This is a genomic window from Kitasatospora sp. NPDC093558, from assembly GCF_040683475.1.
In the GTDB taxonomy this organism is placed as follows: Bacteria; Actinomycetota; Actinomycetes; order Streptomycetales; family Streptomycetaceae; genus Kitasatospora.
In genome coordinates this window covers 1-15,159 of the sequence record NZ_JBFBDY010000135.1, presented here as the reverse complement: position 1 = coordinate 15,159, position 15,159 = coordinate 1, and the positions used below count along the sequence as shown (strand labels likewise).

The 15,159-nt window shown below is 72.4% G+C and carries 11 protein-coding genes and 1 pseudogene; 4 read left to right on the top strand and 8 right to left on the bottom strand.

Going from position 1 to position 15,159, the window contains the following annotated elements:
• From AB0O00_RS15940 to AB0O00_RS15925, 4 genes are all read left to right on the top strand, one after another.
• Positions 1 to 1,310 (top strand): MMPL family transporter (locus AB0O00_RS15940; protein ID WP_363652114.1); only part of this gene is annotated, 1,310 nt, incomplete at its 5' end.
• A 247-nt stretch (positions 1,311 to 1,557) separates the two neighbouring features.
• The gene (locus AB0O00_RS15935) at positions 1,558 to 3,075 is read left to right on the top strand and encodes an MFS transporter (RefSeq protein WP_363652112.1); all 1,518 of its coding nucleotides are present in this window, start codon (positions 1,558 to 1,560) and stop codon (positions 3,073 to 3,075) included.
• 79 nt (positions 3,076 to 3,154) lie between these two features.
• Complete coding sequence (locus tag AB0O00_RS15930; protein WP_363652110.1) at positions 3,155 to 3,697, top strand: thioredoxin family protein; 543 nt, start codon at positions 3,155 to 3,157, stop codon at positions 3,695 to 3,697.
• 62 nt (positions 3,698 to 3,759) lie between these two features.
• Positions 3,760 to 4,851: an aminotransferase class I/II-fold pyridoxal phosphate-dependent enzyme gene (locus tag AB0O00_RS15925; RefSeq protein ID WP_363652108.1), complete on the top strand. Its 1,092-nt coding sequence runs from the start codon at positions 3,760 to 3,762 to the stop codon at positions 4,849 to 4,851.
• Position 4,852: 1 nt separating this feature from the next.
• On the opposite strand, the gene AB0O00_RS15920 is transcribed toward AB0O00_RS15925, so the two are convergent.
• The 8 genes and pseudogenes from AB0O00_RS15920 to AB0O00_RS15885 form a co-directional block, all read right to left on the bottom strand.
• The gene (locus AB0O00_RS15920; protein WP_363652106.1) at positions 4,853 to 5,638 is read right to left on the bottom strand and encodes a serine hydrolase; all 786 of its coding nucleotides are present in this window, start codon (positions 5,636 to 5,638) and stop codon (positions 4,853 to 4,855) included.
• 75 nt (positions 5,639 to 5,713) lie between these two features.
• Positions 5,714 to 7,054, bottom strand: coding sequence for a GH1 family beta-glucosidase (locus AB0O00_RS15915; protein ID WP_363652104.1), 1,341 nt, complete (start codon positions 7,052 to 7,054; stop codon positions 5,714 to 5,716).
• An 89-nt stretch (positions 7,055 to 7,143) separates the two neighbouring features.
• The gene (locus tag AB0O00_RS15910) at positions 7,144 to 7,830 is read right to left on the bottom strand and encodes a TetR/AcrR family transcriptional regulator C-terminal domain-containing protein (protein ID WP_363652102.1); all 687 of its coding nucleotides are present in this window, start codon (positions 7,828 to 7,830) and stop codon (positions 7,144 to 7,146) included.
• Positions 7,831 to 7,947: 117 nt separating this feature from the next.
• Positions 7,948 to 9,129 (bottom strand): NAD(P)/FAD-dependent oxidoreductase, encoded by a 1,182-nt coding sequence (locus AB0O00_RS15905; RefSeq protein WP_363652100.1) that lies wholly within the window; start codon positions 9,127 to 9,129, stop codon positions 7,948 to 7,950.
• 122 nt (positions 9,130 to 9,251) lie between these two features.
• A complete protein-coding gene (locus AB0O00_RS15900; protein ID WP_363652098.1) occupies positions 9,252 to 11,924 on the bottom strand; it encodes a TIM-barrel domain-containing protein in 2,673 nt (890 codons plus the stop codon).
• 83 nt (positions 11,925 to 12,007) lie between these two features.
• Positions 12,008 to 12,850, bottom strand: a complete 843-nt coding sequence (locus tag AB0O00_RS15895) for a class II fructose-bisphosphate aldolase (RefSeq protein ID WP_363652096.1) — start codon at positions 12,848 to 12,850, stop codon at positions 12,008 to 12,010.
• Between the two features lie 461 nt (positions 12,851 to 13,311).
• Complete coding sequence (locus AB0O00_RS15890; RefSeq protein ID WP_363652094.1) at positions 13,312 to 14,235, bottom strand: 1-phosphofructokinase family hexose kinase; 924 nt, start codon at positions 14,233 to 14,235, stop codon at positions 13,312 to 13,314.
• A 712-nt stretch (positions 14,236 to 14,947) separates the two neighbouring features.
• Positions 14,948 to 15,159 (bottom strand): annotated as a pseudogene (locus AB0O00_RS15885) (ROK family protein); the annotation flags it as partial.

Genomic DNA, 15,159 nt, shown 5'->3' with positions numbered 1-15,159 from the left:
TCATGCGCGGCGCCGCGGTCGCGGCGATCCTCTCGGTGCTCGTCGTGATCGCCGCGTCCGCCACTCTCTTCCCCGCCCTGCTCGGCTACCTCGGCCGGCACATCGAGCGCCTGCGGCTGCCCCTGCCCCAGCGCCGCGCCGCCCGGGGCGAGAGCCCGGTGGGCGCCGGCTGGCTGCGCTGGAGCAGGCTCGTCGAGCGTCACCGCGTCCTCGGTGCCGTCACCGGGGTCGTCGTCCTGCTGGCGCTCGCGGCGCCGTTCCTCGGCGTGCGCTTCGGCTTCCCCGACGCGGGCAACGACCCCGCCGGGCGCTCGAACCGGCTGGCGTACGACACGGTGGCCGCCGGCTTCGGACCGGGCAGCAACGGACCGCTGGTCCTGGTCGCCGAGTTGGCGCCGGGCACCCCCGCCGACGCGACGGCCTCGCTGCCCACCGCGCTGAAGGCGGTGCCCGGCGTCACGGCCGTGACCCCTCCGGTGCCCGGCTCCGACGGCCGCTCGCTGCTGCTCACCGTCGTCCCGGACAGCGGTCCGCAGTCCAGCGCCACCAAGACCCTGGTCCGCGACCTCCGCGATCACGTCATCCCGGCCGCGGTCGGCCCCGGCGTCCGGGTGCACGTCGGCGGGGCGACCGCCAGCGCGATCGACAGCACCGACAACATCGCCCGCCGCATCCCGCTGCTGGTCGGCGGCGTGGTCACGGTGTCGATGCTCCTGCTCCTGGTGGCCTTCCGCAGCCTCGCCGTCGCCCTCAAGGCCGCGGTGATGAACCTGCTCTCCGTCGGCGCCGCGTACGGCGTGGTCGCCCTCGTCCTCGAAGGCGGCACCGCCGGCCGATTGATCGGCATCGACAGTCCCACCCCGCTGCCGGCCTTCGTCCCGGTGCTGACCTTCGCCGTCCTGTTCGGCCTCTCGATGGACTACGAGGTCTTCCTGGTGAGCCGGATGCGTGAGGCCTGGCTGCGCACCGACGACAACGCGGAGTCCATCGTCAGCGGACTGGCGGGCACCGCGCGGGTGATCACCGCGGCGGCGGCCATCATGGTCGCCGTGTTCGCGGCCTTCGTCCCGTCGCCCGACCTGCCGATCAAGGTCATCGGCGTCGGCATGGGGTCGGCCATCCTGATCGACGCCACGCTGGTCCGACTGCTGCTGGTACCGGCCGTGATGCACCTGCTCGGCCGCGGCAACTGGTGGCTGCCCACCTGGCTGGACCGCCGCCTGCCCCACCTCCACGTCGAAGGACACACCGAGTTCTACCAGCCGGAGGCCGCCGCCGAGGCGCCCCGCTCCCCGGCGGTGGTCGGCTAGCCGCAACGGCGGACCGCGGGCGCCCCACACGCCTGCGGTCCGCGGCCGCAGCCGGACCCCGGTCCGGCTTGCCCGGTGTCCGGGGCGCACTCCGGCGGACGCCATCCTCGCCCTCCACCGGACGGGGCCCTTCACGCGTACCCGGTCGTGTCCATCCGCGGTCCGGCGACGGCCTTGCGTACGGTCGACGGCGGCGCCCCCGAACCCGGACGGCGGACCAGACCTCCGTCGAAGGAGACCGGCAGCCGTGCAACGCAAGTGGTGGACGCTGATCGCCGTCTCGGTCGCGACGTTCATGCTGCTGCTCGACATCACGGTCGTGAACGTCGCACTGCCGTCGATCCGCAAGGACTTGGGTGCGAGCTTCACCGACCTGCAGTGGGTGTTCGACGCCTACGCCCTGTCGCTGGCCGCCCTGGTCCTGACGGCCGGTTCGCTGGCCGACCGGCTCGGGCGGCGCCGTGCCTTCACGGCAGGGCTGGTGATCTTCTCCAGCGCCTCGCTGCTCTGCGCACTGGCCCCGAACCCGGCCTTCCTCAACATCTCCCGTGCGGTGCAAGGGGTGGGCGGCGCGGTGATGTTCGCGGTCTCGTTGGCCCTGGTCGCACAGGAGTTCCCACCCGGTCGTGAGCGCGGCACCGCGATGGGCATCTACGGGGCGACGATCGGGATGGCCGTCGCCGTCGGGCCACTGATCGGTGGGGCGGTCACCAGCTCCCTCGGCTGGCGATGGATCTTCTACCTGAACGTGCCGATCGGCGTGGCGGCGTTGGTGGTCACCTACCTCAGGCTGGCGGAGAGCCGCGACCCGAACGCCACCCGGATCGACTGGGCCGGGGTCGCGGCCTTCAGCAGCAGCCTGTTCCTGCTCGTCCTTGCGCTTGTGCGCGGCAACACCGAGGGCTGGGGCAGCACTCTGATCGTGTCGCTGTTCGCCGGCGCAGCCGTCCTCCTCGCCGTCTTCGCGCTGATCGAGCACCGCGTCCCGGAACCGATGCTGCCGCTCAGGCTGTTCCGCCGGCACGCGTTCACCGGAGTGCAGCTGGCCGCGTTCGCCGTATCCAGCTCGTTGTTCGCCCTCTTCCTCTACCTGACGCTCTATCTGCAGAACTACCTCGGGCTCTCACCCTTCGCGGCCGGTGTCCGCTACCTGCCGATCACGGTGCTCAGCTTCCTGGTGGCGCCGGTGGCCGGGGCGCTGCTCTCCCGGGTGCCGGCCCGGGTGATGCTCTGCGTCGGCCTCATCGCGGTGGGCACCGGCATGCTGCTGATGGGCGACATCAAGCCCGACGACACCTGGACCGGCCTGCTGGCCGGCTTCCTGGTCGGCGGCGCGGGCGTCGGTCTGATCAACCCGGTGATCGCCGATGTCGCGGTGAGCGTGGTACCCAAGGAGCAGAGCGGCATGGCAGCCGGCATCAACGACACCTTCCGACAGGTCGGCATCGCGGTCGGCATCGCCGTCTGGGGGGCGATCTTCGTCGGCCGGGGCTCGCACAAGATCCGCGAACTGGCGGCGGGCACGCCGACCGCGGCGGGCGCCCGTCCGCGTGAACTGATCGAGGCCGCCTCGTCCGGCAGCCTGCCGCAGGCACTCGCCGCGCTCCCCGAACCGGCGCGGTCGGCCGCGTCGGCCGCCGCCCGGGCCGGCTTCCTCGACGGCCTCAACACCGTGCTGCTGCTCGGCGGACTCGTCAGCCTGGCCGGTGCCGCCCTCGCGCTCTGGCTGGTCCGGGAGAACGAGATCGACCGTCCGGAGGCATAGGCCCGTGCGCGGCGGCGGGGCGACGATAGGGGTACACGCACGGCCGTCCAGCCAAGCCAGTCATGAGGAAGTGGATCAGATGGCTGCCGTCTCCACCATGGTTCCGCTCGGAACGCCCGCGCCCGCTTTCTCGCTGCCCGCCATCGACGGCCGGACCGTGACACGGGACGAATTCGCCGCCGCACCCGCCCTGCTGGTGGCCTTCCTGTGCAACCACTGCCCTTATGTCAGGCACGTCGAGCAGGCCTTCGGCCGGCTGGTCGGCGAGTTTCCGGACCTGGCAGTCGTCGGGATCTGCAGCAACAGCCCAGCCGTCGCGCCCACCGACGACGCCGACGGACTGCGCAGCCAGGCGGCGCGCACCGGGTGGGCCTTCCCCTACCTCATCGACCACGACCAGTCCGTCGGCCGGGCCTACCACGCCGCCTGCACACCGGACTTCTTCCTCTACGACGCCCGCCGCGAACTTGCCTACCGGGGCGCGATGGACGACTCGACACCCGGCAACGGGAAACCGGTCACCGCAGACCTGCTGCGCCACGCCATCGGCCTGGTACTGGCCGGCCGGCCCGTCCCGGGACCGCACCGGCCGAGCATGGGCTGCTCCATCAAGTGGGCATGACGGGCACGGCATCGAATCCATGCCTACTGTCACCGTCTCGCTGCATAACGTAAGATCCGCGCATGGACGCGCCACTGTTCCAGATGCTCCAGCGGCACGAGACCCTGGAGGCCGAGCGACAGCGACCCGGCGGGCGACTGTTCATCTCCGACTACAACGGCGGCCACCCGTACGTCGAGCGCTACCTCGGAGAACTGGCCCACACCTCGCCGCACCGGCTGGGTGACGTCACGCGCTATGCGGCGCTCGACGAGGACACCGCACTCCGGGAGAAGATCGCCGAGATGCACCGGCGCTACGACGGCGTCGGCTGCACCGCCGAGCGGGTCGTTCCTGCGGGCGGGTCGAGCGGGCTGCTCGGTACGTTCTGCACCTGGCTGACCCTGTCCGGCTTCAAGCGGGTGCATTACCTGCCGCCGGTGTACTACAAACTCGCCTACTGGTTCCGCGAGTTCGGCATCGAACCGGTGAAGGTGGCCGAACAGCACGCATACCAGGGCCAGTTGGACCTCCGGTTACCGGACGAGCGCAGCGTGCTGATACTGACCGACCCCGTCTGGTACACCGGCCGGCGCGTGCCCGTCCGAGTGCTGGAGGCGATCGGCGACTGGCAACGGGAGACCGGCTCGCTGGTCTTCGTCGACGGCACCTTCCAGTACATGCGCTGGGACGGCCAGTTACGCGAGGACTCCGCCGCTCTGCCCGCTGATCGGACCTTCCGCCTGGTCTGCCCGACCAAGTATCTGTCCATCCACGGCTATCGCTGCGCCCATCTGCTCGCCCCCGCACACCTGCGCGAGCGGCTGGCCGAACTGCATCTGAACCTGCACGGCGACGCCACCGTGGCCGACCGCCTCTTCGCCCACCGCGCCGCCGACCTCATGCTCGGCGAGGGCAACAACGCCCTGCTTCGACACGTCCGTGACAACCACCGGCTTCTGCACGACAGTGGCGCGCTCACCGCCCAAGCCCCGATCGAGACCGGCTATTTCCTCTTCGCCCGTACCCGCGTCCCGCACGAGAACTTCCTGGCACTCGACGAGAACTACTTCGAACTCCACGGGTATCCGGGCTACGTCCGCATCAACCTGCTCAACCCCGCAGCCATCGAGGGTCTGCTGAGGACTGCGGCCGCCGACGGCTCCCGGTCCTGACTCACCCGGCCAGCTCCCGCCGACGGACCCAGACCCCGGCCGAGATGCGGGCGAGCAGCCGGGCGGCCGGATCGTCCTCGTACCCGCCCCTCCCGGAGGCCAACGGACCGCTGTAGCACACCGCGATCACGTACGGCTGCACATCGCCGGGGTGGACGACGCCGACGCTGTGCCGCACCCCCGGGAACCAGCCGTTCTTGAACGCGATCCTCGCCCGTTCCGGGAGACCGGCCGCCAGGTCGACCCGCCACGTGTTGCGCTCCAGCAGCGCCAGCAGACCCGGCTCCAACGACCGCAGCAACCGCACGAGATCACCGGCCGTGACCCGGTTGTGGACGCCGGCGTCCCGGGCTGCGTAGTCCTCGATGCCACGCGGGGTGGCCGAGTACGTCGCCCCGGCCCGCCGCCACACCTCGGACACCGCATCCGGGCCCACCTCGGCCAGACAGATGTTGGTAGCCAGGTTCGACGAATGCGTGATCATCCGCTCCGCGAGCCAGCGCAGGCTCGCGGACCCGCCGCCATCCAGCAGCAGCCACGGCTCAGGGTCGCTGTCCCACTCCCGCGCGTTGGCGAACCTCCCTCCCGCAACGGACACGAACCGGTTGACCACAGGCCTGGCGGCGTCGAGATCCACCCCGCTCCGGTAAAGGGCCGCAAGAACCGCCACCTTCATCGTGCTGGCGGCATCATGCAGGACATCCGGGTTCCGCACCACCACCGGCGCCCCGTGCAACGGCCCTACGACGACCGACAACACCAGCCCGCCCCTCTCTCCCGGCAGCACGTCGATCCATTGTCAGGCCGTACCGCCGCCCAACGCACCACCCTGAGCGCACCGGGTGGTCGCGGACCGCTCGATCTACCCTCCACGCCTTGCCCGGTGAGCAACAATCAGCTCGCGATACCAGGCGTACGACGCCTTCGGCGTCCGGCGCTGCGTCTCGAAGTCGACGTGGACCAGGCCGAAGCGTTGGTGGTAGCCCTCGGCCCATTCGTAGTTGTCGAGGAGCGACCAGGTGTAGTAGCCGCGGACGTCGGCGCCCTCGGCGATGGCCTCGGCGAGGGCGTCGAGGTGGGTGGCGAGGAAGTCGATGCGGGGGTGGTCGGGGGTGGTGGATTCGTCGACGGAGCAGCCGTTCTCCGTGATGGTGATGGGTGGGAGGGCTTCGCCGTACACCTTCCCCAGGTGGGCGAGGAGTTGGCGGAGGCCGTCGGGGACGACGGGCCAGCCGAAGGCGGTGTGGGGGGCTTCGGGGATGTCGACGAGGTCGAAGGGCAGGCCTGGGGATGTGGGGGCGGCGATGCGGGTCGGGTTGTAGTAGTTGACGCCGAGGCCGTCGAGGCGTGGGGTGTGGATGAGGTCGAGGTCGCCGGGGTGGACGGCGCCGTAGATGTCGTCGGGGACGCCCAGGGCGGAGAGGTCGGGGTAGCGGCCGAGGAGGACGGGGTCGGTGAACAGGCGGTTGTGCAAGGCGTCGTAGGCCTCGGCGGCGGCCGCGTCTTCGGGTGACGAGGAGGCCGGCCACACTGGGGTGAGGTTGTTGGACAGCATCACCTCCAGGCCGCGCTCGTGGAGGACGGTGGCTGCCAGTCCGTGGGCGAGGAGCTGGTGGTGGGCGGCGGGCAGGGCCTCGAACATCAGGGTGCGGCCGGGGGCGTGGGTACCCAGCGCGTAGCCGAACACCGTATGCACGAAGGGCTCGTTGAGCGTGATCCACGTGGGGACGCGGTCGCCGAGGCGGTCGGTGACGATGGCGGTGTAGTCGGCGAAGTGGTGGGCGGTGTCGCGGTTCAGCCAGCCGCCGGCGTCTTCCAGGGCCTGCGGGAGGTCCCAGTGGAAGAGGGTGGGGAGCGGGGTGATGCCCGCCCCCAACAACGCGTCGACGAGGCGGTCGTAGAAGGCGAGGCCGGCCTCGTTGACCTTGCCGGCGCCCGTGGGCAGCACGCGCGGCCAGGCGATGGAGAAGCGGTAGCCGTCCAGGCCGAGGTCCCTCATCAGGGCGATGTCCTCGGGGTACCGGTGATAGTGGTCGCAGGCGATCGCGCCGGTGTGCCCGTCCCGGACGGCGCCGGGGCGCGCGCTGAAGGTGTCCCAGACGGACGGGCCGCGGCCGTCCTCGTCCACCGCCCCCTCGATCTGGTAGGCGGCGGTGGCGGCGCCCCAGCGGAATCCGGCGGGCAGGTCGAGGCGGTTCGGCACGGCGGGAGCCTCCTGACGTGAAACGTGAGGGATGCTCATGTTACTGCCGCGCGACACCGGAACACCAGGCACTCGGCCGGACGACGGTGCTACCGCGGCGTCCCCGCCGTTCCGTTGATCACCATGCGGAAGGTCCAGGCGAGGCGGCTCTCGGGGGTGCCCGCGAGGAGGGCGGGCGCCAGGGCGGCGATGCGGGGGTGGTCGGCGGGGGTGGCGCCGTGGAGGGCTTCGGCGAGGGCGTTGTGGTCGGTCTCGGCGGCCGGGTCGGCGTCGCGGGCGGACTGTTCGGCGGCGGTCGCGGTGGCCACGAGCAGCAGGACGTCCACGCCCCAGGCCGCCTGGCCGTCCGGCACGCCGCCCTCGTGCAGCAGCGCGAGGACCGCCTCCACGACGGCGAGGTAGTGCGGGCCGGACGGGCGGGTGACGAGTGCGGTGTGGGCGAGTGCCGGGTGCCGGAACAGCACCTCGGTGTACGAGCCGAGGACGGCGGCCAGGCGTTCGCGCCAGTCGCCGGGCGAACGGACCGGGCCGAGGTCGACCGCGCCGAGGAACTCCTCCAGGATCGCCGCGTGCAGCTCGGCCGTGTTGGCGACGTACACGTAGAGCGAGGCGGCGCCGGTGTCGAGCTCCTGGGCGAGGCGGCGCATGGTGACCCGCTGCAGTCCCTCGGCCTCCAGGATCCGGACGGCGGCGGCGACGATGCCCTCGTACGTGAGGGCCGGCTTGGCCGGGCGTTCGCGGCGGCTGCGGGGGCGGGAGGTCGGGGCGCTGCTCATGCCGCCCACCTTAGGGCGTGCTGTTCAGGCCAGGCGGCGCTGTCGTCCCGGTCGGGCGGCTCCGTCATCCGGGTCGGGCGGCTCCGTCGTCCGGGTCGGGCGGTGCTGTCGTCCGGGTCAGGCGGCGGTGTCGTCCGGGGCGCCTGCGAGCAGGTCGAGCATTGCCTGGAGCCCGTCGGGTCCGAACATCCGCTCCAGGTTGGCCGCCGACTCCGCCGCCGAGGCCTCGCTGCGCGGGAACAGCTCCCGCTCGTACACCGCCAGCGCCGCCTCCGCGTCGCCGGGGTGGGCGGCGATCGCCGCGCCCAGTTCGGCGCCGTCGAGCATGGCGAGGTTGGCGCCCTCGCCCGCGAACGGGGACATCAGGTGGGCGGCGTCGCCGAGCAGCGTGACACCGGGGACGCGGTCCCAGCGGTGGCCGACCGGCAGGGCGTGGATGCGGCGTCCGACGAGCGGTCCTTCGGCTTCGGCGACGAGGGCGCGCAGGCCGTCGGACCAACCCTCGAACTCGGCGAGGACGGACCGCTTCACCGCGGCCGGGTCGGCGGGGTCGGCCGGGTCGGCCGGGTCGGCCGGGTCCTCGGGGGCGAGGCCGTCCAGCCACTCCTCCCCCACCCTGAGGGCGGTGTAGACGTGGATGCTGCCGTCCGTTTCGAGGTGGCCGAGGAAGCCGCGGTCCTCGGCGAGCGCCATGAAGAACCCGCCGCCGACGAGCGCGGCGGCCTCGGGGTGACGGACGGCGGCGTCGTGGAGGTCGGCCTCGACGAAGGAGATGCCGGTGTAGGCAGGGACGGCGTCGGACTGCAGCGGACGGACCCGCGACCAGGCGCCGTCCGCGCCGATCAGGAGGTCGGTGGTGATGGTGCCGCCGTCGGCGAAGGTGACCGCGTGGCGTGCCGCGCCGAGCGCCCGGACGCCGGTGGCCTTGCGGCCCCAGCGGACCGTCCCGGCGGGGAGCGAGCCGAGGAGGAGGTCGCGCAGCGCGCCGCGGTCCACCTCGGGCCGGCCGCCGGTGCCGTCGTCCGGTTCGTCCAGCCGGACGGTGCCGTCCAGGGCGACCAGTCGCATGGCCTCGCCGCCCTCGTGGACGAGCGCGCGGAAGCCGTCGTGCAGGCCGGCCGCGTGCAGCGCCCGCTGGCCGGACTCCTCGTGGATGTCGAGCATGCCGCCCTGGGTGCGGGCCTCGGGGGACGCCTCCAGGTCGAACACGGCGGCCTCGATGCCGTGGACGTGGAGCACGCGGGCGAGGGTGAGGCCGCCGAGGCCGGCTCCGAGGATGGCAATCGGGACGTGGGTCATGTCCGCTCCTTCGGGTCGTTGTCGTCCCCTCCACCGTAACGAACATGTTCGTTACGAACAAGTTCGTTGGAAGGAGAGAAGGAGGGCGGAGGCCCGAAAGCGGTCCCCGCCCTCCCCCCGGCTCAGCCGGCCAGCGGTCCCGCCCCCGCCAGCAGCAGCGAGAAGCCCGAGCCCGTCGGCTGCTGCGGCGTCTTCACGTGCACCACGCCCGCCGCCGCGTCATAGAACCACCCCGCGCCGCCCGCCGCGTCCAGCTCGGCCTGCGAGGCGTAGCCGTCGAGCGGCTCGTGGTCCAGGAGCACCGCGCCCGGCCCGGCCCCCGCGTGGACGGTGAACTCGTAGGCGCGCGCGGCGGGTTTGCCCGCGTAGTCGCCCACGCTCGGACCGACGTCCACCGTGGTCACGCCGTGCCCGCGCCCGACCGAGCGGACCGACACCTCCTGGGTGGCACCCGCGCCCTGCTCGTGCGCGCGCGTCGTGCCGTCGTCCTCGTAGAGGGTGAACGAGGACTCGCCGCCCTTGGCGTAGACGTCGTACGACAGCCGGCTCCTGTCCCGGGTCTGCCACGACAGCGTGCCCTGCGGCCACATCGGCACGACGGCCCCGGCCCGGACGAACAGCGGCAGCGTGTCCAGCGGCGCCCGGTACCCGTCGATCGTGGTCGGGCCCTCGTACGTCTTGCCCGTCCAGTAGTCCACCCACGTGCCCTTCGGCAGGTAAATGCCGTTGCGGACGGACGAGTTGTCGTAGACCGGCGCGACCAGGAAGTCGCTGCCGCTCATGAACTCGTACTTCGCCGCGTCGCCCCACGTGTTCGGGTCGTCCGGGTACTCCAGCACCAGCGGCCGCACCGCGCCCACGCCCGTCCGGTGCGCCTCCTCGGCGAGCGTGTAGAAGTACGGCAGCAGGCGCTCCTTGAGCTGCAGGTAGCGCCGGTTGACCGAGGTGTACGGCTCGCCGGCCCGCCACGGCTGCTTGTCGGCGGCCGCCCAGCCGTCCATCGTCATGATGGCCGGGACGAAGGTCTTCCACTCGAGGTCCCGGGTCTCCACCTTCGGGTCGCTCCCGAAGATGCCGCCCACGTCACCGGTGTTGTACGCGATGCCCGACATGGCCGCGCCCGCGTACGTCGGGATCTGCCAGCGCACGTAGTCGTACGTGCCCTTCTGGTCGCCGCTCCACAGCACGCCGCAGCGCTGCGCGCCGGCCCAGGAGACCGGGAGCCAGACGAAGCCGCGGGCGTCGCTGTTCTGCTCGATGCCGTCCTTGGCCTTCAGGCAGCCGTCCAGCGCGAACTTGTAGCCGGGGCCGACCCACGCGACGTCCAGTTTGCGCACCCGTACGCCCGCCTTGACCTCCTCGGCCTGGTTGGGCAGGCCGGTCGAGGTCCACAGGCCCAGCTGCATCTGGTGGTCGCGCAGGCCCTGGCCGGTCTGCTGGAGGTTCTCGTAGCCGCAGCCGTAGCCGTCGTTGACCAGCATCCAGCCGAGCGGCTGCTGGTTGGCGGTGTAGCCGTCGGCGACCTTGAGGGCGTCCAGGGTGTGCCGCTCGCCGCGGTTGGCGTTGTGCAGGTAGCAGTCGGAGTCACCCGGTTCGAGGCCGTAGACCGGCGGCATGAACGGCTTGCCGACGAGGTCGGTGTAGGCGCCGATGATGTTCTTGAGGTCCGGGCCGTAGAAGTAGTAGCCGTCGAAGCGGCGTTCGCGCTCGGACGCCTGCACCGGGTCGCCGAAGGTGTACGTGCCGGGGGCGTAGGTGTGGCGGAAGACGCCGTAGCCGGCCGAGGACAGGTAGAAGGGCTGGGAGTTGTTGAAGCCGCCCTCGTTCCAGTTGTAGTCGTTGGCGACGTGGACGGTCTTCCCGCGGTGGGAGAACGAGCCGTTCTGCTCGCCCGCACCGTAGAACTGCTCCTGCGGCCCGCGGGCGAGGGTCTGCTGCATCGCGTCCTGGGTCCAGGTCAGGCCGCGGGTCTCCTCCCAGACGCGTTTGGTGTCGTCGTCGGAGTAAAGCGCGAAGCGCAGGGGGTGCTTGTACGCGCGGAGGGTGAGGTGCTGGGAGTTGATCGCGTAGTAGTCGCCCTCGTCGCGTTCCTCAACCGTCTTGAGGGTGGGCGGAGTTGTCGCGATCATCTCGCCGACCGGCGGCGCGGCGAACGTGCCGTCCGGGCTGAACTGCAGCCGGAACGCGTCCTCGGTGGTGAAGTCCACGCGGGCGCGGGCCGTCGTGCCCGCGCTGATCAGGTAGCCGTCGCCGTCCCGGACGATGCCGGTCGCGTCGCCGACGGTGGTGGGCTCGGGGAGCAGTGCGGTCGCCGTGTAGGAGGAGTTCTTGACGGAGTAGGGCACCACCAGCACCTGGTAGGTGCCCGACGCGTCCGGGATCACGGCGGTGGTGGGGACGGCGCCCGTCTGGTTCTCGGCGACCTTGCGGCCCGCGCCGTCGTAGACGAAGAGGTCGAACTCCATGGTCGGGTCCGGCCAGCTGATCGACACCGGCACGCCGCCGTCGGGGTGGCCCTGCCAGTAGCCGGCGGGGACGTCGACGGTGATCGAGAAGCGGTCGCACACCTTGCCGTCAGGGTCGGCTGCGGCGCTCGGGCAGTGCGCGGGATCGGGCACCGCGCCGGTGGCGTAGGTCGGGCTCTGCCAGGTCACCGTGCGGTGGCCGAGCGAGAGCGTGCCCGCGGAGGGTGTGGCGGCGCGGGCCGCGGGGACGGCGCCGAGCAGCGCGCACAGCAGCGCGAGTACGGCGGTCAGGACGCCTCGGGGGTGTGGGCGGGGTAAGCGGTGGCGCATGGACGTGTCACCTTCCGTTCTCCGGTGGGGCTCCCGCCATCGGGGCGGGGTGTCAGGGCGGCGGGGTGTCGCGGCGGCGGGGTTCAGGACGGGTTCGCCCTGAGGACGGTGAGCAGGCGGGCGACCTCGGCGGCCGTCGCGGCGCGGCCGGCCCCGAGGTAGCGGCGGGTGTCCACGAGCCACGCGTCGCCGGCGAGCGCGCGCCGGACGGAGGCGGTGAACACCCGGTTCAGCTGGGTGGCGATGTTGACCTTGGTGATCCCGTGCTCGACGGCCCGGGTCAGGTCGTCGTCGGCGACGCCCGAGGACCCGTGCAGCACGAGCGGCACCGGCACGGCCTCGCGCAGCCGCGCGATGAGGCCGAAGTCGAGGACGGCGTCCCGGGTGGCCATCGCGTGCGAGGAACCGACGGCGACGGCCAGCGCGTCGACGCCGGTCGCGGCGGCGAACTCGGCGGCCTCGTCCGGATCGGTGCGCACGCCCGGCGCGTGGACGCCGTCCTTGCCTCCGATCTCACCGAGCTCGGCCTCCACCCAGACCCCGGCCGCGTGGCACCGGTCGACGACCTCGGCGGTGCGGCGGAGGTTGTCGGCGTGGGCGAGCGCGGAGGCGTCGAACATGACCGAGGAGAAGCCCAAGTCGACGGCCTCGGCGACGAGTTCGGCCGATGTCGCGTGATCGAGATGGACGGCCACGGGGATGGTCGCGTGCTGCGCGAGCGCGAGCGTGGCGGCGGCTACGGGCGCGAGGGCACCGTGGTAGCGGACGGCGTTCTCGCTGAGCTGCAGGATCACCGGAGCACCGACCGCCTCGGCCCCGGCCACGATCGCCTGCGCATGCTCCAACTGGATGACGTTGAACGCCCCGACCCCCCGGCCGTAAGCGACGGCGGGGGCGACGATGGCACCGGTACCGGTCAGCGGCATCGGGGACTCCTCGGGGGACGGCGGGGGTGAGGGTGGGGTGATGCGGGTGCCGCAGGCTCGGCGATGGAGGCGCGGGGGCCGGGCGGTGCAGCACGAGCGGCACCAGGGTTCACGGACGCCACGGCAACCGGGCCACGCCGAAGGGCGGACGGCACGGCACAACCAGTCCCCGGCGTCACGCGCTCCACAGCGGCCGCACCCCCACCCGGCCGACACCGAATAGCAGGCCGCACGGATGCAGGCGAGAGCGCGGCGCACCCCCGTCCTGGACGACCGGAGACCGAAGCGCTCTGGTCCGGGCGCCCGCGCGGCACAACCTGCCCCCGGCATCACAGCAGCCGGCCGACGCCGGAGGCCCAGGCTGATGGGCACGGGCGGCAGCGCTGCATCCCCCGTCCACGGCAGCCGGGAACGGACGCGCTCGGGTGCCGGCGTCAGCACGGCACAACCAGTCCCCGGCCTCACGCGCTCCACAGCGGCCGCACCCCCACCCGGCCGCGCAGTGCGCGGTGGACGTCGGGGTCGAAGTCGCCCGCCAGCGGCGCTGCGACGGCTGCCGCCGACAGGGCGACCGCCTCGGCGAGCCGCTCGGGCCACGGTGCGTCCGCGACCAGGCCGAGCGTGAGCGCGGCCACCGCCGCATCGCCCGCGCCGGTCGGGTTGCCGGAGATCCGGGCGGGCGGCTCGGCGCGCCAACTGCCCTGTGGCGTCAGCGCGATGAGGCCTTCCGCGCCCAGCGAGGCGACCACCGCTCCGGCGCCCGCCGACCGCAGCGCGCCCGCCGCGGCCACCGGGTCCACGAGGCCGGTGGCGGCAGCCAGCTCCTCCGCGTTGGGCTTGACGAGCGCCGGGCCCGCTTCGATCGCCGCGAGCAGGGCGGGGCCTGCGGTGTCCAGGACGGCCGGTACGCCGTGCGAGTGCGCGAGCCGGATCAGCCCGGCGTACGAGTCCTCGGGCACGCCCTGCGGCAGGCTGCCGGAGAGCACGACGGCGGTAGCGTCCGGCAGCAACCCGTCCACGTGGGCGAGCAGTTGGTGCCACTCCTCCGGCCGCACCACCGGGCCGGGTTCGAGCAGGGTCGTGGCGTCGCCGGCTTCCGTGTCGACCACGGCCACCGTGCGGCGGGTGTCGGCGGCGATCGGCAACAGCCGCTCGGCGAGCCCGGCGGCGGCGAGATCACGACGCAGCGCTGCCCCGGACGGACCGCCGGCGAGGCCGGTGACGAGGGTCGGCTGGCCAAGCCCGTGGAGGATACGGGAGACGTTGACGCCTTTGCCGCCGGCCCGTTCGGCCGCCCGCCGCACACGGTTGGTGGCGCGCGGCAGGAGCCGGTCGACCCAGTACGTGAGGTCGAGCGCGGCGTTCGGCGTGACGGTGAGGATCATCGCCCCACCACCATGGGGAACCGAAAGATCGGCCGACGCACAGCGCTCAAGGCCGCCCACGACAGCACAGGAAGTCGGACGGACCGACTTCCTATGCACACGCTCACCACCAAGCACCCCACCCCGCACGCGAAACCGCGCACACGAGCCAACGCCGTAGGCATTCGCACCGGAAGTCGATCCGGCCGACTTCTCACGCGCGCATCAACCAACGCCACAGGCGATCGCACAGGAAGTCGGGCAGGCCGACTTCTCACGCACGCCCGAGGCGCGGCGGCCGGCGACACCGCACGCACCCCACGCCAACAGCCCGGCCGCGACCGACCAAGCCCGCGCGCAAGCCCACAAACGCCAACCAGCGCCTCGCGCAACAGCACCGGAAGTCGATCGCCCGCACCACCCAACGCAATGCCCGACAACACAGGAAGTCGATCCGGCCGACTTCCCACGCGCGCATCAACCAACGCCACAGGCCATCGCACGGGAAGTCGGGCAGGCCGACTTTTCACGCGCGCCCGAGGCGCGGCGGCCAGCGACACCTCACGCACCCCACGCCGACAGCCCGGCCGCGACCGACCAAACCCGCACGCAAGCCCACAAACGCCAACCAGCGCCTCGCACAACAGCACCGGAAGTCGATCGCCCGCACCACCCAACGCAATGCCCGACAACACAGGAAGTCGGACAGGCCGACTTTTCACGCGCGCCGCCATCACCGGGCTGGCTCCGCGGCCAGGTCCAGGGCCAGCAGGGCTGCGCCCTGGCAGCCGGCGCGGGGGCCCAGGTCGGCGGGGACTACTTCGGGGATGGTCTGGAATGCCAATCGGGCGGCCAGGGCTGCCCTCAGAGGGGCTAGGTGGTGTTCGCCGGCCTCGGCCAGGCCGCCGCCGTGGAGGATGCGTGGGGGGTCCAGCAGGGTGCGGG